Source organism: Alteromonas sp. S167, from assembly GCF_036864375.1.
Taxonomy (GTDB): Bacteria; Pseudomonadota; Gammaproteobacteria; order Enterobacterales; family Alteromonadaceae; genus Alteromonas.
Map to the genome: position 1 here is coordinate 95,103 of NZ_JAZETR010000005.1, position 20,230 is coordinate 115,332.

At 44.5% G+C, this 20,230-nt stretch carries 15 protein-coding genes; 4 read left to right on the top strand and 11 right to left on the bottom strand.

The window, feature by feature from the left end; all coding sequences use genetic code 11:
- The first annotated feature begins 170 nt into the window (after positions 1 to 170).
- Positions 171 to 2,300 carry an alpha-galactosidase gene (locus V7R35_RS09485; RefSeq protein WP_334014507.1) on the top strand — a complete coding sequence of 710 codons (2,130 nt, stop codon included), beginning with the start codon at positions 171 to 173 and terminating at the stop codon, positions 2,298 to 2,300.
- 46 nt (positions 2,301 to 2,346) lie between these two features.
- Here the strand turns inward: V7R35_RS09485 and V7R35_RS09490 are convergent, their stop codons facing one another.
- From V7R35_RS09490 to V7R35_RS09530, 9 genes are all read right to left on the bottom strand, one after another.
- Positions 2,347 to 2,988, bottom strand: coding sequence for a hypothetical protein (locus V7R35_RS09490; RefSeq protein ID WP_334014508.1), 642 nt, complete (start codon positions 2,986 to 2,988; stop codon positions 2,347 to 2,349).
- Between the two features lie 22 nt (positions 2,989 to 3,010).
- On the bottom strand, positions 3,011 to 3,382 hold the full coding sequence (locus V7R35_RS09495; RefSeq protein ID WP_334014509.1) for a hypothetical protein: 372 nt from the start codon (positions 3,380 to 3,382) through the stop codon (positions 3,011 to 3,013).
- A gap of 103 nt (positions 3,383 to 3,485) precedes the next feature.
- Positions 3,486 to 4,766 (bottom strand): alpha/beta hydrolase family protein, encoded by a 1,281-nt coding sequence (locus V7R35_RS09500; protein WP_334014512.1) that lies wholly within the window; start codon positions 4,764 to 4,766, stop codon positions 3,486 to 3,488.
- Positions 4,767 to 4,886: 120 nt separating this feature from the next.
- Positions 4,887 to 5,876 carry a hypothetical protein gene (locus V7R35_RS09505; RefSeq protein ID WP_334014513.1) on the bottom strand — a complete coding sequence of 330 codons (990 nt, stop codon included), beginning with the start codon at positions 5,874 to 5,876 and terminating at the stop codon, positions 4,887 to 4,889.
- Between the two features lie 228 nt (positions 5,877 to 6,104).
- A complete protein-coding gene (locus V7R35_RS09510) occupies positions 6,105 to 6,686 on the bottom strand; it encodes a single-stranded DNA-binding protein (RefSeq protein WP_334014514.1) in 582 nt (193 codons plus the stop codon).
- A gap of 204 nt (positions 6,687 to 6,890) precedes the next feature.
- Positions 6,891 to 8,453, bottom strand: a complete 1,563-nt coding sequence (locus V7R35_RS09515; protein ID WP_334014515.1) for a sodium/sugar symporter — start codon at positions 8,451 to 8,453, stop codon at positions 6,891 to 6,893.
- A gap of 361 nt (positions 8,454 to 8,814) precedes the next feature.
- Positions 8,815 to 9,954, bottom strand: a complete 1,140-nt coding sequence (gene galK, locus V7R35_RS09520; protein WP_334014517.1) for a galactokinase — start codon at positions 9,952 to 9,954, stop codon at positions 8,815 to 8,817.
- Positions 9,947 to 11,002 carry a UDP-glucose--hexose-1-phosphate uridylyltransferase gene (locus V7R35_RS09525; RefSeq protein ID WP_334014519.1) on the bottom strand — a complete coding sequence of 352 codons (1,056 nt, stop codon included), beginning with the start codon at positions 11,000 to 11,002 and terminating at the stop codon, positions 9,947 to 9,949. Before V7R35_RS09525 ends, galK begins: the two co-directional genes overlap by 8 nt.
- Positions 11,003 to 11,186: 184 nt before the next feature.
- Positions 11,187 to 12,224 carry an aldose epimerase family protein gene (locus V7R35_RS09530; protein ID WP_334014521.1) on the bottom strand — a complete coding sequence of 346 codons (1,038 nt, stop codon included), beginning with the start codon at positions 12,222 to 12,224 and terminating at the stop codon, positions 11,187 to 11,189.
- A 351-nt stretch (positions 12,225 to 12,575) separates the two neighbouring features.
- On the opposite strand from V7R35_RS09530, the gene V7R35_RS09535 reads away from it, so the two are divergent.
- Entirely contained in the window at positions 12,576 to 13,577 is a 1,002-nt protein-coding gene (locus V7R35_RS09535) for a LacI family DNA-binding transcriptional regulator (RefSeq protein WP_334014523.1), read from the top strand.
- Between the two features lie 363 nt (positions 13,578 to 13,940).
- Here the strand turns inward: V7R35_RS09535 and V7R35_RS09540 are convergent, their stop codons facing one another.
- A complete protein-coding gene (locus V7R35_RS09540; protein WP_334014524.1) occupies positions 13,941 to 14,801 on the bottom strand; it encodes an alpha/beta hydrolase in 861 nt (286 codons plus the stop codon).
- Between the two features lie 177 nt (positions 14,802 to 14,978).
- On the opposite strand from V7R35_RS09540, the gene V7R35_RS09545 reads away from it, so the two are divergent.
- A complete protein-coding gene (locus V7R35_RS09545; RefSeq protein WP_334014525.1) occupies positions 14,979 to 15,611 on the top strand; it encodes a hypothetical protein in 633 nt (210 codons plus the stop codon).
- 51 nt (positions 15,612 to 15,662) lie between these two features.
- On the opposite strand, the gene V7R35_RS09550 is transcribed toward V7R35_RS09545, so the two are convergent.
- Entirely contained in the window at positions 15,663 to 17,000 is a 1,338-nt protein-coding gene (locus tag V7R35_RS09550; RefSeq protein WP_334014526.1) for an MFS transporter, read from the bottom strand.
- Between the two features lie 301 nt (positions 17,001 to 17,301).
- On the opposite strand from V7R35_RS09550, the gene uvrA reads away from it, so the two are divergent.
- Entirely contained in the window at positions 17,302 to 20,124 is a 2,823-nt protein-coding gene (gene uvrA, locus V7R35_RS09555) for an excinuclease ABC subunit UvrA (RefSeq protein ID WP_334014527.1), read from the top strand.
- The last annotated feature ends 106 nt before the right edge of the window (positions 20,125 to 20,230 follow it).

Genomic DNA, 20,230 nt, shown 5'->3' on the forward strand with positions numbered 1-20,230 from the left:
TTGCTTCCAGCTTCATATATTGCAACAAGTTAAACGTTTACCCATTTATACTAGAATCGCCGTGTTTAACGTGCTTAAATATGCAAGATCGCGTTAAGCATTAGCTTTCAAAAAGGCTTAACAAATTTTCTACACCGCCAAATTTACATTTTTTTAACGCTGAGGTTTCTATGTCGTCAATAACCCCCTTCGTTCGTTTATCGAATGAAAAAACCACCCTCATTTTCGACTGTCAGGGGCGAATGCCTAGAGTCATTTATTACGGCGCAGCGTTAAGCGAAAGTACAACACCACAAATGATGTCCGTATTAAATACGCGACAAGAGGCAAAGTGCGCCCCGGTTATTGAGCCACCTATTACATTGGTGCCAACTCATGGTGAAGGTTGGACAGCGCAACCAGGACTTGAGGTATCAGGTGATGCCGACCAATGGTCTGCGGGCTTTACTTTGGTAGAGGTTAATCAAACCAATAATGCGGTTGCGTTTGTAGCCGAAGACACTCATCGCGGCATGCGCCTAATTACCTCTGTTGCGTTAGATGAAAATACGTCGGTAGCGCAGTATTCATCACGCATAGAAAACATTGGCTCAACAGCGATTAATTTGGGTTATTTAAACGCGGCTTGTCTGCCGCTTCCCACCACAGTAACAAAACTTAAAACCTTCGAAGGAAGATGGTCTGCTGAATTTCAAACCAAAGATCACGACCTGTTTTTTGGAAGCTATGTGCGTGAAAACCGCAGAGGAAAAACCTCTCACGATACATTTCCCGGCCTTATTGCATTCAGTCCTGGTACAGGGGAATTACAAGGCGAGTGTTACGGCTATCATTTAGGCGCCTCGGCCAATCATAGGCTACGGGCAGAGTTAATGGCGGATGGACGCAGCTACGTACAGTTCGGCGAACTTCTTTTCCCCGGCGAAGTGGTACTAAGTGCTGGTGAAAGCTACACCAGCCCAGTGTTGTATACCGGCTTTGGTGATACAGGTTTCTCGTCGCTTTCGCAGCAGTTTCATCAGTTCATTCGCGCAAATATTTTAAAGCACGACGCACAGTCAAAGCCTAGACCCGTTCACTACAACACATGGGAAGGCATTTACTTCGACCACAATGAAGAAACGCTTAAAGCACTTGCAGACAAAGTGGCGCCATTAGGCATTGAGCGATTTGTATTGGATGACGGGTGGTTTAAAGGAAGAAGAAACGATAAAGCAGGACTTGGAGATTGGTTTGTAGACGAAGCTATCTATCCACATGGCCTTGACGGGTTAATTGACCACGTAACAGGTCTTGGAATGGAGTTTGGTATTTGGTTTGAGCCTGAAATGGTTAACCCTGATAGCGACTTATATCGTGCGCATCCAGACTGGGCGCTGCAAACGCAGAACAACCCGCACGTGCCTTTCAGAAATCAATATGTGCTGGATTTAACCAACCCTGAAGTGGTTGATTATTTGTTTAATGTGATAAACGACGTGCTTTCGACATACCCAAAAATCAGCTACATAAAATGGGATATGAATCGCGATGTGAATCATCCAGGAAATCATGCCGGTAAGCCTGCAATGCATGGGCAAATGGCAGCGCTGTATAGCCTTATTGACCGCGTTAAAGCTTCTCACCCCGGTATTGAAATTGAAAGCTGCTGTTCTGGTGGTGGTCGTGTTGATTTAGGCATTTTACCTCATACCGACCGTTTTTGGACATCAGACTCTAACGATGCGCTTGACCGCCTTTACATTCAGCGCGGATGCTCATACTTCTTCCCTTCTGAAGTAATGGGAGCACACGTTGGTCCGCGTGATTGCCATATTACAGGGCGCAACTTACCAATAGAAATACGTGCGGCTGTCGCTATGTTTGGCCATATGGGTATAGAGATGGACCCACGAGAGCTAACCGACCACGAACAGCGAGTACTAACAGACGCTATATCGCTGTATAAGAAATATCGACACATCACCCACAGCGGCAACTTGTATCGCATGGATGACGATGGCATGAATGTTAAGTTTGGATATGTCTCTACTGACAAGCAAGAAGGTATATTCGCCTATAACAGCGTTATTGAAACAGTGCGTACTACGCCGAATCGTTTCTATTTTGCAGGGCTAGATGCTGATAAACAGTACACCATTGAACGTGTATGGCCTGGAAAATTAAAAGAATATACGCCGTCTATTTTACAGCAAACAGAAGGGCAAATTTTCTCAGGTGAAGTGCTAATGAAATACGGTATGCAGCTGCCTGTATTATTTCCACAGACTGCATTAATTTACGCAGTGAAAGCGGTGTAATACACCGCTTTGAGCGATAAAAACGAGCAGCACAATATTTAACGTTTTATGCTGCTCGTTTTTTTATTGTCTTCTTAATTTTCTTGAGGATCTTCACAAATCGCTTGTCGCTTTCCTCACCTAACTCATTAACCACACGTTGCGCCTCGTCAATTTTATCTGCATTTAGATATAATTCGGCCAATCGCAACTGCGCCCAATTTTTTGAAGGCAAGCCTTCGGTATCAATGTCAGCCACTGCATATTCCGTCAAATAGCCTTCGAGCGCATCAATACCCGCTTTCGTGTAGTCGCCGCTTTCAACCGCTAAATGTCCAATACGGTATTGGCCGTACATCAAGGTACTTTTATTTTCTTGATAGTTTCCCCATGCTTCATCACTGCTTTTCGGCACACTTGGCAACTCAATTACCGCCAGAGGCACTAGAACGTCGTAAGAAGCGCCATATTCCTCTTCTAATAAGTACAAGCTACCTAGCTCCATACGCGCCCGAATTTGCGTATTCTCATTTTCTATTAGTGACGCATACAGCGCTTTTGCTTCTGTTTGTTTATCGTCCTGAAGATACAAACGGGCAAAAGCAAACTTCCCATCTACTTCGTTTAGGTCTGAAATCTTTTGAGCAAGCAGTGCAGCCTCTTCCATATCACCACCAGCAATAGACGGCGCCATCATATGAAACTGCATTAACGCCTGATACACCTCAACATTATCCGGCGCTATCTTTACTGCTGGATGCCTGTGCCCCCATTACACTCGCATGCATGTGATAAGCTTTATAATTGTCGCTATGCGCATCTATAAACTGCTCTGCCGCTTCCTCAGCATCGTCCAAATCGATATTCATAAGCGACGACACTAACATACTGTATTGCTGGGGCGTTTTTGACTTTATTGGCGCTAGCGTATCCACAATGCGCGAAAATTCTCCCTGCTTAAAGTAACGCTTTAGGAGCATTTCCTCCTTGTTTGATTCAACAGCATTGATAGGGTTGTCGTCATGACTTTCGGCCTCTACATAAGAAAAGGGGGTTAGTAGAGCGCAAGCAAATGCGACTACGAGCAAATTTCGGTAATTCATATCATGTCCCTATGGTTTGGATGGTATTGATTTAAGTGATTTGGGTGTTATGAGTAAACAAACATAAGCCAGTAAAAAAGGGCGCTTAGCGCCCTTTCAAAACTTACTTGCCTTGCATTTCTAAGCCAAGGGCCCAGCGGTCGTCAAAGCCTTTCCACGGCGAGGGTTTCTTACCGTCTACAGGAGTTTGCGCGCTGCTGCCTTCAATGTTTAAAAAGTCACAATATTGGGACAATAATTTCACATGGCAGTTCATTAGCGCTAACGCAAAATGTTCATTTATGGCATTTAGCTTTTGAATCTCCCACGCAGGCTCTATATAACTGCCTAAATCAAATTCACTTTCGTAAGCTTCTGCTGGCGCTGGATGCCCTGCCACATTATGACGTGCGTTTTTAACCGTAAGCAGCTTTGTACCTTTACTGCCGGTGTTATCAAAAAGCCATTTTATGCCGTCGTAGCCTGAGATATCGTCGTTGTCACCTGCAACATAAAGCACTGGAATTTGGATATCGTTCAACGACTTCACATCAAACAGCTGATGTTGCCCACCCCACGGCGCAAGTGCCAGTACCGCTTTCCACTCAGGTAGAACCTTGTCGCTTGATGCGTTGCCACCAGCACAGGTATTCAGTGCTTGCTTCACCTTTGCTACTACCTCTGGCGCGGTAGTGCCAGTAAATGTTGCCGCAGTTTGGTCGTTAAATGCATAGCACGCACCAGCAGTACTTACTGCCCCGTAGCCACCCATTGAATAGCCAATAACACCCGCTTTTGTGGCATCTACCGCATCTTGAAACAACGCGTGGTTTGCTATTGCGCCTAAGGTGAATACCTGATCTCTAGAACGGTTTAGCAGTGTGCTTGGAAATCCAGAATAAGGACTTTCGGCAAAGTTAACTTCTTCGTTGGTAGAGTCTGTGTGGTCGATAGCGGCAACCACATAACCATGAGACGCTAAATGCTCCCCCAAATAATACATAAGCGTTCTGTAGCCCGTGTAGCCATGGGAAATGACAATAACGGGGTATTTTTCTTTCGACGTCGCAATGGCTGCATCTCTATACGCGTTCGCCTGAATTGCAAAACGCTTACCGCTGCGAGTTTCATTACTATAAGACGCTAAAGCACTCCCTTTTTCTGCTGGGTACCACACCTCTAACGTTAACGAACGTTCCGCCATCCCTTTTATTAAATCTGGCACCATCTCTGTGTAGGCGACTTCAACAGTTCGAACGCCCACAGCAAATTTGCCGCTATCACTAAGTTCAGGCATAACGTCATGAGGAAAAGGTTTATAAAGCGTTTGCGCAGCACTTGCTGTAAAACTCAGCGTTTGAAGGGCAAAGAGTGCAGCGCCACAAAGTAGGGTTAACGTTTTCATAATGGTGACTTATAAGTTGTTATTTGAAGTATCAGTGTAGCTTTTTGAACCTACCAAACAACCCGCAAACCATTGTTATTAATGATTGTAAAACATAACACCAAGTAATTGATTAGGCGTTTATTCTACGTTCTCTTCAACCACGTTGAAATAAACGGAATGACGAGAGAGTTCACCGAGTGAAACAAGCTTTTGAAAAACAGACCAGCGTGATTCAAATAACGTTTTGAACATGGGCGAATAGCCTTCGGCTTCAAAGTTAATGTCTCGCAATGTATTGGCACTTTCTTCACTAGATAAAATTTTTGTTATCGCTTGGTCAAGAGCCGCCACTACCTTATTACCAAGCGGCGTTAGTGAACAAAACAGTCGCTTTGTTCCTCTTGTATTAAAAGAAAGTTCTTCTGCTTGAAACGTGGTGAACTGAGCAAGCTCACTTGGCGAAAGCGTATTCAATTCACTATGACCTACGTACCCAAAGTCAATGCGCCCGGTTTTGAGCAACGCTATGGTATGTAACCCAAGATCCTTTCCAAGCCCGTTAAGCACGATAACGTTCTCTAAGGTTTGCCACTTCTTCACCGTTTTACCATAGGCATTTGTTACGCCTTCGTACAACACAGTCTTGAAGTCTGCTTCAAGCAAATTTTGAATAGAAATTAAAGGAAAGGGGCCGTTGATATCTGTTGTGCCAGCAGCCTGCGCGCGGTTTATTACAGCTTGGTTGCCTAGCACTAGAATAGGAAGATTAATTGAAGTGGGCGTTGAAAAATATCCCCATTGCTTGCGTTCTTCATTTAACGAAGCACCAAAAAAGCAGTAAACGTTATTGTTGCTACTTCCCTTTTTTACCAGCGATAGCGCACGTTTTACGGGATAGGCTTCGAACTTATGGCGGAATTTGGGAAGATGCGAAGCTAGGTGCTTCATATTCTCAAGCATTGGCCCAGATGCGATGGTTACACCATCAATTGCCATATTAGCTTCTGGCGGACGCAACCAAACTACCGTGGTCGTTTCGAAGGTGCTTTCCTCTGCTTGATCCGCGCTAACGAAGCCCGCATAAAAAAACACAACAGCAAATAATACCTTTTGAACCAACGTCTGCACGTAAATGAAGTTCCAGTGCCAAAATATTAATCAGTATTATTGTCAATGTTAACCAATATTTACGCGATAGTCTCTTCAATTAACGCACTTGTATGCTGTTGAGGCTGAAAAATGAGGTAGGGCTGTAAAAAAGTTGAAAACCTATAGAAAGTAAGCTTTCAAAAAACTAACTGGCAAAAAAAAGCCGCGTTAAACGCGGCTTTTTGAAAACAAAGGCACCACTGTGAATTAAAACGGGATATCGTCATCAAAATCGAAGTCTGGCTCTGCCATTGGTGGTGTTTTAGGCTGAGACTGATTGCCGCCTTGTGGGGCTTGATTATAACCGCCACCTTGGTTTTGGTTGTAACCACCTTGGCCACCCTGTTGTTGGCCGCCTTGCTGCTGATAACCACCTTGATTTTGGTTATAACCGCCACCTTGGTTATTTTGCTGACGCTGATAACCACCGTTACCGCCACCGCCTTCACCACCGCGACCGCCAAGCATTTGCATTTGGTCTACGATAATTTCAGTTGTGTATTTGTCTTGACCTTGCTGATCTTGCCACTTACGCGTTTGCAATTTACCTTCAACGTAAATTTGTGAGCCCTTTTTAAGGTACTCTCCGGCAATTTCTGCTAAGCGACGATACATAGTAAGGCGGTGCCACTCAGTGCGCTCTTGAACCTGACCCTGTTGGTCTTTCCAGCTTTCGCTAGTTGCTAGGCTCAAGTTCGCAACGGCGTTACCGTTAGGCATGTATCTAACTTCTGGATCATTGCCAAGGTTTCCAACAAGAATAACCTTATTAACGCCTTTCGTTGCCATTGATGTCTCCTGTAACGTATTTAATGGCTTGTTACTGCGTACAGCAACAAGCACGAAATTGTATCGGTATTAGCCGGTTAGTATATCGTATTTTATTCACGATATTGGAAGTTTTTCTGCAAAGTCCAGCTTTCCCGTTAAAAGCTAACAGAATTTTTCCAAAGCGTCTTCTGCACTTTCGAACCGTTCGTTCTAAAACAATCCTTACCACCACGCTCCGTAGAATGCGATAAGCAAAAACACCACGGCAACTGACGCAATGTTAAACCCTTTTGATGTTGAAAAATCAACATCGCCAAGCTCCACCGCGTTCTTATGCACACCTTTCTTCTCAACTAAAGACACCACCACGGCAAGGGCAACACACAGTAAGAAAATAAGGCCTACTCGGTCAATAAAAGGTAGCTCTGGCCAAAACTGTCTAAATAAAATGCTTAATACAAACGACCCTAGCGCAGCCAACAAACCGCCGTTCGCTGTGGTTTGTTTCCAAAACATACCCAGCACAAACAGAGCACAAATACCCGGAGTAAAGAAACCGGTAAACTCTTGGATGTATTGGAACGCTTGGTCAAAGTTTCCAAGTAACGGCTTTGCCACCACCATGGCAATAACCAATGCAACAAAGCTCACTGTTCGGCCCACTTTCACATAGTGTTGCTGCGTTTCATTTGGGCGTTTGTCTTTGTATAAATCCATAGTAAAAATGGTAGACACGCTGTTGGTCATCGACGCAAGAGACGACACAATTGCTGCTACCAATGCCGCAAAGATAATACCTTTTAAGCCAATAGGCATAAGCGTCATTAAGCTTGGGTAGGCTTGGTCTGGCTTTGCGAGATCGGGAACAATAAGAATGGCAGCAATACCAGGCAGCACAACGATAAGCGGCATCAACAATTTCAAGAATGCAGCAAATGCGATACCTTTTTGCGCTTCCTGCACACTTTTAGCTGCCAAGGCACGTTGAATAATGTATTGATTAAAACCCCAGTAAGATAAGTTCATTATCCACATACCGCCTATTAACACCGAGATACCAGGCAGATCCATATAGTGCGGATTGTCTTTCGACAAAATCATGTCGAATTTTTCAGGAAGCTTGTTGGTTAAATCAATAAAACCTTGAATAGCACCATTGCCATCGCTGATAAGGTTTAGTGCGGTATATGACAAAAACAAACCACCGAACACCAATAACACCACTTGAATAATATCGGTTAGGGCAACCGCTTTTAGACCACCATAAAGTGAGTAAGCCAATGAAAAAAGCCCCAAAAACATCATGCCGTAAATCATGTCTACGCCGGCAATGGTGTTAATAGCTAGGGCGCCAAGCCATAGCACCGCGGTCAAGTTTACAAATACATAAACACCTAACCAAAATACCGCCATCACTTTACGAACTCTGTGATCGTAGCGCTGCTCAAGAAACTGCGGCATGGTGTAAATTTTGTGTTTAAGAAAAACCGGAAGGAAGAACTTACCTACAATAATTAGGGTAATGGCTGCCATCCATTCATACGATGCAATGGCTAAACCTAGCTGATAGCCAGAGCCAGACATACCAATGATTTGTTCCGCTGAAATATTGGCGGCAATGAGAGATGCACCGATGGCCCACCAAGGAAGGCTTGAGCCAGCTAGGAAGTAATCGTTGGTATCTTTTTCATGACCCTGTTTCTCGCGCGACACCCACCATGCAATTCCGATAAGCGCGACAACATATATCACGAACAAAGTGATATCTAATGATGCTAATTTCATAGTTATTCCCAAAGTGTTTATTTTTGGGTGCGGCGGCACTTACGTAGCGATATACGTAGTAGGGTACACAGGTGAAAATTGTATTTTTTATAATTTTAAGTATGCCACACCAGTGTTGCATCTAATAGAAAGATGCGGGTGCCAACCATGTGCGATATCAATGAATTTTGTTATTGTCGTCATAGTCAGCATGCGATATTTGTATCACACTTTGAACGGTCGTATTAACAAAAATTAACAAGAAATATGCAAATATGTAAAAACAGCCGCATCAGGGATACGGCTCAAGGGACACAAACAATCGTACGGGTAGGATTGTTTTGACAAGAAAGGAATATGAGTTGGTGTATCAATTCACTGTTTAAGCAAAAGCACCTTGCGTAGCTGTGCAAACATAAATGTCTGCCTGATAGCCGGTTTCGTCGAAATACTTATCAGCTACAACTTGTTTAACAGCGTCTACTTTGTCGGTAGGAGCAAGTGCCACAACGCATCCGCCGAAACCACCGCCAGTCATACGTACACCACCGGTATTGCCAAGCACCTCATCAATAATTTCTACCAAATAATCAATAGGACGAACGGTAATTTCAAAGTCGTCACGCATCGACACATGAGACTGTGCCATGGCAGTACTCACCGTTTGAATATCGCCCACTTTAAGGGCTTCACTGGCTTCAAGGGTACGCTGGTTTTCAGTAATGATATGTTTAGCGCGTCGGTACACTACGTCTGACATGCGAGACTTTGTCTCTTCAAGCATAGTCATATTGGCTTCGCGCAAAGACGAAACACCTAGAATGGCCGCGCCTTCCTCGCACTGTTCACGTCGAAGGTTATATTCACTGTCTACTAGTCCACGCTTAACATTCGAGTTAATAATGACTATCTGGTGTGAATCAGGTAATGGAGAATGCTGAATATCTAACGACTGGCAATCTAACAGCATCGCTTGGCCTTCATTACCCATAGCTGATATTAGCTGGTCCATAATGCCGCAAGAGCAACCCACAAAAGTGTTTTCCGCCTTTTGCCCCAGCAACGCTGCTTTAACGCCATCTAACGGTAATGCATAAAGCGCACTAATTGCTTTAAGAATCGCAATTTCAAACGATGCTGACGAACTAAGCCCTGCACCTTGTGGCACATTACCTGTTACCAGTAGGTTGGCACCACTAAAATCAGGCATTGCTTCTTTCAATACTTTTACAACGCCACGAACGTAATTCGCCCATCCCTGGTTTTCATCATACTGAATATCAGTTAATGCAAACTCGTTTTGCTGGTTGTCATAATCCATGGCCGTTACATTAATAACGTCGTCGCTACGCTTCGCCGCCGCCACCCAGGTACCAAAGTTAATTGCTGCGGGAAAAACAAACCCTTCGTTATAGTCGGTGTGCTCGCCAATTAAATTCACGCGGCCGGGGGCATGCGCAACCAGTGCTGGCGACTCACCATAAAACTGTTGAAACGTTGCAGAAAGTGTCTGATTATCCATTCGCGTTCTCACGTTTTTTGTAATGCACATTCGACAGTGCTTTTAATCTATCTGCTGCTTGTTCTGGCGTTAAATCGCGCTGCGCTTCGGCCATCATTTCATAACCCACCATGAATTTACGCACGCTGGCAGAGCGAAGCAACGGCGGGAAAAAGTGTGCATGAAGCGTCCACTCTGGATGAGCGTTATCATCGAACGGTGCACTGTGCCAACCCATCGAGTAAGGGAAAGACGTTTCAAATAAATTGTCGTATCGCGCCGTTATGTCGCCAATAATTTGAGCAAGGCTAAAAGACTGTTCGTCGTTTAGTTCATGCATAGACTGCACATTAAATCGTGGAAGAAGGAGTGTTTCAAAAGGCCACGCTGCCCAATAGGGCACTACCACTACCCAATGTTCGTTCAAGCACACGACACGCTCATTTTTACTAACCTCTTGCTCAGCATAGTCCAATAACATTGGCGTGTTATTGTCGTTAAAATATTGCGTTAGCTGAACGAGTTTTTTGGCTGGATCAGAAGGGATGTGCTTCTGCGCCCACACTTGTCCGTGAGGATGAGGGTTTGAGCACCCCATCATTGCACCTTTATTCTCAAATACCTGAACCCAGCAATAATCTTTACCTAATTCAGCAGTTTGCTGCTTCCAACAACTTACAACGTCTGCACGCTCTTCATCGCTTAATTCAGGCAATGTTTTACTGTGATCGGGTGAAAAGCAAATTACGCGACTGCAGCCTTGCTCCGTTTCAAATTGAAATAAGCCTTTCTTTTCGTTTGTTACTTCGGTGTCTTTCTTTAAAGCAGCAAAGTCGTTTTCAAAAACAAAAGTACCTGTGTATGCCGGATTAACTTCGCCATTCACTCTAGTATTGCCGGGGCACAAATAACAGGTTGAGTCGTAAGAAGGCTTTTGTTCGTTATCCGGTTCGTCAGACTGGCCCTGCCAAGGACGTTTAGCGCGATGCGGAGATACAAGAACCCACTCACCCAGTAAAGGATTAAATCGGCGGTGCGGATCATTTGTTGGGTCGAATGGCATGGCCATAATCACTCTCTCAGAAAGGCGTTACAAAAATTGCTCTTAACTTATATAGGTTGAAAACAGGTTAAACGTTTACCCAACAATAGTATATTAAGAATAGATGTTTATCAAACCCACGGCAAAGAAAATTAAATGTTAATTTAATAACATTTAATTTTCTTTTGGTATGTAGTAAGCAGCTATTGGGTTACTGAACAGAGAATTGATAGCGAAAGTTTGCATGTAGTGTTTCGCCAGGCTGCACTATACAGTTGGGAAACTGCGCTTTGTTAGGTGCATCGGGAAATTGCTGAGGCTCTAGACACAATGCGCCAAGTTGTTCGGGTGAAGATAATGACCCTGTATAAAACTGCAGGCCAGGGAGATTGGTTGATAGCGCCATCGAAATGCCGGTATCTTCAGCCTTTACCAAGGCTTGCATCGCATTTTCTGCCGATGTGTTTAATACGTAGTTGTGATCGTACCCGCCCACCATCTTGTAAAGTGCTGAAGCCGGTGAACTAGCCGCTTTTTCTTTAATAACAGACAGTTCACGGAAGTCGAATTCGGTGCCCTCTACTGATACTAATTCTCCTGTTGGCAACAGTGTCTCGTCAGCATCGGTTACTTGGTCAGCAGCAATATAAAGTAGCGTATTACCTATGGTCTTTTCATTACTCAATGTGAAATATGCATGCTGCGTAAAGCTCAGCGGCGTGGCTTTATCTGTGTTTGCGGTAATGTGAAGTGCCAGTTCGTTGTTATTGTTCAATGTGTAATGAGCGGCTACCGACACATTTCCAGGAAATCCCCCTTCACCATCAGGACTATTTAGCGTAAAGGTTACACTTACACTGTCTTCTGATTCACTGTTCTCTGGTTCACTGTATTGTCCATGCCATACTTTTTTATGAAACCCAGCAAGTCCGCCATGTAAGTTGTGCTCACCGCCGTTTTTATCCAGTTGGTACAGTTGCCCATCGAGCGAAAATTTACCCTGCCCTATTCTATTTGCATATCGTCCTACGATGGCGCCGCGATAACTCTTATCATTGATGTATTCTTGTAGCGTTTTAAAGGTTTGAACACAGTGTTTCTGATTACCGTGTTTATCAAGCAGCACAATCTCTTTAATAATTCCGCCGTAGTTCAAAAGCGCAACTTTCATTCCGTTGTTATTATTTAGCACGTACTGATAAACCGTAGCACCGTCAATTTCACCGAATGTAGAAACATCCACTTTCATAACAATTTTTTAACCTTTAGCTAAGCTGGCAAACGATGCGACGTAATAACTAGTACGTGTTTGATTTCAAAAAAACCGTGTTTTGTTGTACAAGTCGCATCATTTTTTCACCTAATAATGTTTTGAGGTTATACGTTTTCCATTGTTTTTAATAGTGTATTTGCCAATAAATACGTATGTAACGGCTTTGTACTAAAATTTGCACTACTTTCACTGCTGTAAACCCGTAGAACCTTATCTTTTTATGTAAATATAATGTACGCTACTGATTCATTACTTACATAATGCCTACCTGTAATGTGCCCATCACGAAGGTTGGCCTAAAAACACTAATAAGAAATAGCAGCAAGCATGGCAACAATAAAAGATATCGCTCAAGCAGCGGGTGTATCACTGGCGACGGTTTCACGAGTCATTAATAACGGACCTAAGGTAGGCGATGACACGCGCAAACGCGTTAAAAAAATAATGCAGGAAATGGGCTATCGTCCGAACGCTAACGCTCGAGCATTGGTTACAAAACGAAGTGCATCGCTTGGCGTTGTTATCGCCGAACTTCACGACCCCTTCTTTGCCATGCTGGCGCACGGCGTTGAGTCTGTTACACGCAAGAACAACGTGCAAATACTGTTAAGTGCTGGGTCTATAGAAAAAGAGACTGAGCTACAAGCCATTGAAACACTACTTGAGCATCGGGTAGAAGCAATGGTTGTGCACAGTAAAGCGCTTGACGATGATACGCTGATTGGGTTTGCGAACCAAGTACCAGGATTTGTACTGATAAACCGCTACATTCCCGAAATTGCTAATCGCTGCGTATGGTTAGATAACATAACTGGCGGCCGCCTTATGGCTGAGCATGCGATTAACCAAGGTCATCAAAACTTGGCGGTTATAAGCAGTCAATATCGAATAGACGACCCAAATCATCGTTTAGAGGGCATTAAAAATGCCGTGGACGCAGCTGGCTTGTCGTTGCCGGAAAGCATGATTGAATACGCCACACCTGATCAGGAAGGTGGCGAACTGGCTATGCAAAACTTGCTAGCAACTGGTGCTAAGTTTACTGCCGTATTGGCCTATAACGATGCTATGGCATCGGGTGCAATGACAATGCTTCAAGACCACGGAATTGCAGTGCCCGAGCACGTTTCTGTAATGGGGTACGACGATGTATTACTCGCAAAGTATTGTCGCCCTAAGCTGACAACGCTGCGTTACCCAGTTGAAATGATGGCCTCCAAGGCAGCCGAGCTTGCACTTAAATATGCATCGGGCAGTACGCCTGAAGACGGGCTTACCTTCAAATACACACCAACCATTGTGAAACGAGAGTCTATGGTGCGGGTTTAATCGACAGACGGTTCTAGTCGGTAAGTTCTTTCAATCGCTATAACCTTCTAATCGATTATTACTGGAGTTTAGTGGCAGCTCAATTCTAAAAATTTCATTACGTCAATCTATTGACAATACAAAGGTGTTGATCGTGTTGGAAAGTTTTTTATCCCCAATCGTGAAAATCGCACGATCCTTCATCTAAGTTCGATCAAATTCAATCACGATCGCCATTTATCCTGCTGTACCACTTGATTTTACTGAAAAGCCGTGATCGGACCAGATATGCCGAGTAAGATCGTGATCTATTGCTACACATAGCTATTAACAGAGTTACCAACAAGGTTTTCCACTATTTATCCACAGGTAAAAAGCGTCAATTTACTGTGTGAAACGCGTAATGAATTGTTTGTATTCTGCAATTGCATAATCTGATTTAAGCGTTGCGTTATGGGTTGCTCCTGGCACTACTGAAATATATTTTTGCGAACTTGCGGCATTTTCTAATAGCTGTTGGCTAATAGGGTAAGGCGTAATTTTATCAGCTTCGCCTACAAGTAACCAAAGCGGGCCATTGTAATGACGAAGAATAGGCGCTATCTGCATGCTGTGTACTTCGTCATGCAGCTTCATACGCGTTATGGCGTTTGATAAACCAGGCATTATGTTAGCAATTAAGTCGGAAATATCGTTAAACGCACCATCAAGTACTAGCGCATTAACATTGCGATTTGCAGCCACATGACTGGCAAAATAACTTCCAAATCCTCTGCCGTGAACAATAGTGGGCAGTGAACTATCAAACGTTGTCGCGGCATAATCATACTGCGTAAGCGCATCTTGTTTGATAGCGTTAATGCTTAAATTCATTGCTTTGTCACTGGCACCAACGCCTTGGTAGTCAAGCCATAGTATGTTGGCAGGCAACTGTCCTAAGCGATGAATAACACTGTTATTTTCGCTAATTGCCATACGGTTATCTGCAAAAAACACAACATTCACTATAGGATTAGGGTAAGAAACCGCCACGCCTCTAAGCGTTAGCCCTTGCGTGTTCTCTATTTCAACACGTGTAATACCCGCAGACGTTTTGTCATTTTGAATAGACGCGTGAAGCTTTGTTGTGTCTAGAGGTTTAGTGGCGCTGTCTTGATAAAAAAACGCTGATGGTGTGACATTAATAGCACAGCCACAAAGCGTAATAACGCCTAAGAAAAGGTAAAGCGCTCGACTAGTTTTCATTATAGGGACACTGTCCATGCTGTCTAAATGTTAGACTTTACATGCTATGCCAACTGAAACAGTTTGCAACAGTTGTTGTGTTTAACGCCCTTAAATAATTTCTTATACTTAAAAAGAAATAAGTAGGGCAAGTGCATAAAGGCGCCTCCCAGCAAAACAAACAAGAAGAATCTCCTTATGACGACTTCGCATTTTCACGCTACGCCATTCTCTCAGCTTTTTGCCAAGTTATGCCGTACGGCACTTATTTGTGCATCTGTTACGGCGATTGTAGCCTGCGAGTCGACGCCAATGCCTGTACTCGACTCTACGCTAATACCTGAAGCTCAACGAAAGGGTTACCAAGCAAGTATGTCTAAAGCAAAAGCGTGTCCGCTTCACTTAGATGAACTTACTGACATACGCGCTAGCAAAGACTTACTAGTAGGTAGTAATAGCGTCTCGGAAGACGCGCTGTACGGCTTTTTAGAGCAAAGCTTACTAGACATGAATGTTGCGCCAACTGTCGAAAGTAACAACAGCGTTAAAGTGGCCCTTGAAAAAGCGTTTGTAAAAACACTGGGCAACAACCTAATGGCGATTGTGGTAATAAATGTTCAATACAAACCGCACTATGCAGACAAGTTTTCGCCCGAAGTGTCGTACAGAGGGCAAAGCGTAAAAGTGAATACAAACAGTGACAACGACGACTATGTCTTAGTAGCGAAAGATGCTGTAAAGGAAGCGATTCACAAAGCTACACAGCGCGTTAAGTCGTCACTACTGCACCAATGTGACGACCCAGTAGACGGTATTGCGGGATTAAACTAGCCGTTAAGGACTACTTTAGTCGTTAAGGACTTTTTAATCGTTAAGGACTTTTTAATCGTTAAGGACTTTTCTAGCCGCGACGGCATCAAAGTCGCGGTCAACCTTTAAATATACCGCGCCATTTTCAGGGCTAAGCGTTGCCTCTAGTACACCGGGTACCAGCAACAGGTCGTGCGTAATTTTAGGTTGCTTGGCCTGAGGGAAGTCACCATGCATCATGACACGTTTTACGCGGCTAACTTCTTTCATACCGCTTAATATGCTTAACCATAAAATGTTGCTAATTGCGCCCACGAGGTACGCCATTTCAGGTGTCCATATATCGGTGACTACGCCAGACAATACTCCGCCAAGAAACGCCCCAAAGAATTGGAAGCTGGCATAAATGCCCATAGCCGTTCCCTTTTGACCTGCAGGTGCAATACTTGAAACAAGCGCAGGAAAATTGGCTTCAAGGTAATTAAAACCGGTAAAGAAAAGGACAACTGCAGCGGTAATCATCCACCAATTTTGTGCCTGAAATGCCAGCATAACAAATGCCGAGCCCATCAACATGACGCCGGCAAGAAGCAATGATTTAGGGGTTCTTCCTCGCGCTATTCCCATCATGATCACTAAGCCAACAATAGAAATACCTAACACAGGAACATACACCGTCCAGTGCTCTGCTAATGAGATGTCGAAATTTAAAAGCGTAACGGGAAGCTGCACAAAGAGCAGCGTAATGAGCATGTGCAACAACATAACGCTTACGTTTAAACGCCATAACTGAGGAGAAAAAAACAGTCGTTTTAGCTGGCCTTGCTGAGGAAGCGTGTCGCCGCTACTTAACTGTTCACCATTAGGTACAACCCATTTCACCAATGGCATGCATAACAGTGCTAGAAGACCTGTGATGGCAAATACGCCCGCCAAACCATAACTATTGGCAATAAGCGGCCCAACAATTACCGCTAGATAAAAGGAAAAGCCAATAGCGATACCTATAATGGCAAGTACTTTGGCCCGCTGGCTTTCCCGACTTACGTCGGTGGCCAACGCCATAATAGCTCCGGCTATGGCGCCAGCGCCTTGCAAAATACGCCCTACAATCATCATGGCCATGCTGTCAGCTTGCGCTGCAACAAAGCTGCCCACGGCAAAAACACTAAGCCCAAGCAATATGACTGGCTTGCGGCCCCATTTGTCAGACATCATGCCCATGGGAATTTGTAGCGCCGCCTGAGTTAAGCCATAGCCACCAACAGCCAGCCCAACAAGCAAAGGAGAGTAATCAGGATAGTCCATGGCAGCAACGGCAAGCACGGGCATTACCATGAACAAACCCATCATGCGCAAAACATAAACCGATGCTAGCGCCAACGCAGCGCGTAATTCCAAAGCGTTCAAAGCAGCTGTATTCCTCAATAAAATCAAAACTGAAGCTCAGCGCCCCAGAGTAAGTTACTCTGCGGCAAAAATTCGGTGCAGGAGTGTAGCATAAATTGTATTGCTTCCCACGTACCTTAACGCGGATTAATTCATACACATTTATATGTTAATTCAACGCATCGAATTCAATACGTTGTAGTTATTGCAATGTGATCTCCACACTGAACACACAGTATAACTTGATTGTCATATCACTTTAGTTGACACCTATGGCATACTGATTCTTTTTTCTCACACTTTTATTCTCACTTAGGCTTCAATGGATAAAATCGAAATTCGCGGTGCCCGCACCCACAATCTGAAAAACATCGATTTAACACTGCCACGAGACAAACTGGTGGTAATAACCGGCCTTTCTGGCTCGGGCAAATCGTCTCTTGCATTCGATACGCTGTATGCTGAAGGCCAGCGCCGTTACGTTGAATCGTTATCGGCTTATGCGCGTCAATTCCTTTCCATGATGGAAAAGCCAGATGTTGACCATATTGAGGGCCTGTCGCCGGCAATATCCATTGAGCAAAAATCAACATCGCACAACCCTCGCTCAACCGTGGGCACCATTACAGAAATTTACGACTACCTACGTTTGATGTTCGCTCGCGTAGGAACGCCGCGATGCCCAGACCATGATGTGCCTTTAGATGCACAAACGGTAAGCCAAATGGTAGACAAGGTGTTGGCAATGCCTGAAGGCAGCAAGCTAATGCTGCTGGCGCCTATTGTGAAAGATCGAAAAGGTGAACACGTGAAAACCTTGCAGAATCTTTCTGCCCAAGGTTTTATTCGCGCTCGAATAGACGGTGAAGTGTGTGATTTGTCCGATCCACCGCCACTAGATTTGCATAAAAAGCACACCATTGAAGTGGTTGTAGACCGTTTCAAAGTGCGCGACGACATGGCACTGCGTTTATCTGAATCGTTTGAAACCGCCCTTTCGCTTGCTGGCGGTAACGCTGTAGTTGCCGACATGGACGATAAAGACGCTGAAGAAATTGTATTCTCGGCTAATTTTGCATGTCCGCACTGTGGCTACAGCTTAAGTGAACTAGAACCTCGTTTGTTCTCTTTCAACAACCCTGCTGGTGCTTGCCCTACGTGTGATGGTTTAGGCACAAGACAGTTCTTCGACCCTGCCCGCGTTGTTGGCAATACTGAATTAAGTTTATCCGGCGGTGCTATTAGAGGCTGGGATAAACGCAGCTATTACTACTTCCAAATGCTGCAAGCGGTGGCTGATCATTACGATTTCAGTTTAACAGACCCTTTTGAAAGCCTGGATGAAAAGCACAAAGACATCGTGCTGTACGGCTCAAAGGGCAAGTCTCTTTCGTTTAAGTACATTAACGAGCGCGGCGATATTATGGAGCGTAAGCACCCTTTCGAGGGCATTATTCCAAATATGGAGCGTCGCTACCGTGAAACCGAGTCTAACTCGGTGCGAGAAGAGCTAGCAAAATACCTTAGCCAACAGCCCTGTAATAGTTGCGACGGCACACGTCTTCGCGTAGAGGCGCGCAACGTGTTCATCGAGGGCACTAACCTTCCCGCCATCGCCGATATGTCTATTGCCGATGCATTCGATTTTTTTGAAACACTGAGCCTTGCAGGGCAAAAAGCGCAAATTGCTGAAAAGATTTTAAAAGAGATAATGGACCGCCTTCGTTTCTTGGTAAACGTAGGGCTTAATTATCTGTCTATGTCGCGTAGTGCCGACACACTATCGGGTGGTGAAGCGCAGCGTATTCGTTTAGCAAGCCAAATAGGTGCGGGTTTGGTAGGCGTGATGTACGTGCTTGACGAACCATCAATAGGTTTACACCAGCGTGATAATGAACGCCTTTTATCAACGCTTACTCATTTGCGCGATTTAGGTAATACCGTGCTTGTGGTAGAGCACGATGAAGATGCTATTCGCGAAGCAGACTACATTGTTGATATTGGTCCCGGTGCCGGTGTGCACGGTGGGCAAATAATTGCTGAAGGTTCGCTAGAAGACATCAAGAACAGTGAAGACTCACTTACTGGGAAATACCTTTCTGGCAGGGAAAAAATTGATATACCTGTTTCTCGCACACCAGTAAAAGACAATCATTGGTTAGAGTTAAAAGGCGCGACAGGTAACAACTTACAATCGGTCGACCTACGCATTCCTACCGGTGTAATGACCTGTGTAACCGGTGTATCGGGCTCAGGTAAATCTACGCTTATTAACGATACCTTTTATAAGATAGCTCAGCGAGAGCTCAACAAGGCCACCACGTCTGAACCTGCCCCGCATAAATCTATGACGGGTTTGGAGCATCTAGACAAAGTAGTGGACATCGACCAGAGCCCAATTGGAAGAACACCACGCTCAAACCCTGCAACCTATGCAGGCATTTTCACGCCCATTCGCGAAATGTTTGCTGGTACCCAAGAGTCACGCTCTCGCGGTTATAAGCCAGGACGTTTCAGTTTCAACGTTAAAGGCGGCCGCTGTGAAGCGTGTCAGGGTGACGGTGTCATTAAGGTTGAAATGCACTTCTTACCTGACGTATATGTTCCTTGTGATGTATGTCAGGGCAAACGCTATAACCGTGAAACCTTAGAGATTAAATACAAAGATAAGAACATTCATGAAGTGTTAGAAATGACCGTTGAAGACGCTCGCACGTTCTTCGATGCCATTCCTTCGATTGCCCGAAAACTGCAAACGCTGATGGATGTTGGCTTGTCTTATATCCGCCTAGGTCAAGCCGCAACCACGTTATCAGGTGGTGAAGCGCAACGTGTAAAATTGGCAAAAGAGTTGTCAAAAAGAGACACTGGCCAAACACTTTATATTTTGGATGAACCGACAACAGGTCTTCATTTCCACGATATTAAACAGCTACTTGCAGTGCTTCACAGGCTGCGCGACCACGGTAATACTGTGGTGGTTATTGAGCATAACCTAGATGTGATTAAAACGGCTGACTGGATTGTGGACTTAGGTCCAGAGGGAGGATCCGGAGGTGGCCAGATTATTGCAGAGGGAACACCGGAGCATGTGGCTAAACAAGACGTTTCACATACAGGTCGTTTCTTAAAGCCCATGCTGTAACAAGCTTAAATAGCGTGCTTTTATCAATCAAAGCGGCAATACGCAGTAAAAACGTGTGTTTTGTCGCAAAAATTCATAAAAGTAGCGCTGGTCAGAGCTTGTTTTG

Excerpts from the sequence above, each read along its gene's own strand:
- V7R35_RS09515 (WP_334014515.1), bottom strand. The coding sequence starts at position 8,453 with ATGAAATTAGCATCATTAGATATCACTTTGTTCGTGATATATGTTGTC.
- V7R35_RS09540 (WP_334014524.1), bottom strand. The coding sequence starts at position 14,801 with ATGAAAACTAGTCGAGCGCTTTACCTTTTCTTAGGCGTTATTACGCTT.
- V7R35_RS09500 (WP_334014512.1), bottom strand. The coding sequence starts at position 4,766 with ATGAAAACGTTAACCCTACTTTGTGGCGCTGCACTCTTTGCCCTTCAA.
- V7R35_RS09530 (WP_334014521.1), bottom strand. The coding sequence starts at position 12,224 with ATGAAAGTGGATGTTTCTACATTCGGTGAAATTGACGGTGCTACGGTT.
- V7R35_RS09495 (WP_334014509.1), bottom strand. The coding sequence starts at position 3,382 with ATGAATTACCGAAATTTGCTCGTAGTCGCATTTGCTTGCGCTCTACTA.
- V7R35_RS09535 (WP_334014523.1), top strand. The coding sequence starts at position 12,576 with ATGGCAACAATAAAAGATATCGCTCAAGCAGCGGGTGTATCACTGGCG.
- V7R35_RS09510 (WP_334014514.1), bottom strand. The coding sequence starts at position 6,686 with ATGGCAACGAAAGGCGTTAATAAGGTTATTCTTGTTGGAAACCTTGGC.
- V7R35_RS09545 (WP_334014525.1), top strand. The coding sequence starts at position 14,979 with ATGACGACTTCGCATTTTCACGCTACGCCATTCTCTCAGCTTTTTGCC.
- V7R35_RS09485 (WP_334014507.1), top strand. The coding sequence starts at position 171 with ATGTCGTCAATAACCCCCTTCGTTCGTTTATCGAATGAAAAAACCACC.
- uvrA (WP_334014527.1), top strand. The coding sequence starts at position 17,302 with ATGGATAAAATCGAAATTCGCGGTGCCCGCACCCACAATCTGAAAAAC.
- galK (WP_334014517.1), bottom strand. The coding sequence starts at position 9,954 with ATGGATAATCAGACACTTTCTGCAACGTTTCAACAGTTTTATGGTGAG.
- V7R35_RS09490 (WP_334014508.1), bottom strand. The coding sequence starts at position 2,988 with ATGCAGTTTCATATGATGGCGCCGTCTATTGCTGGTGGTGATATGGAA.
- V7R35_RS09525 (WP_334014519.1), bottom strand. The coding sequence starts at position 11,002 with ATGGCCATGCCATTCGACCCAACAAATGATCCGCACCGCCGATTTAAT.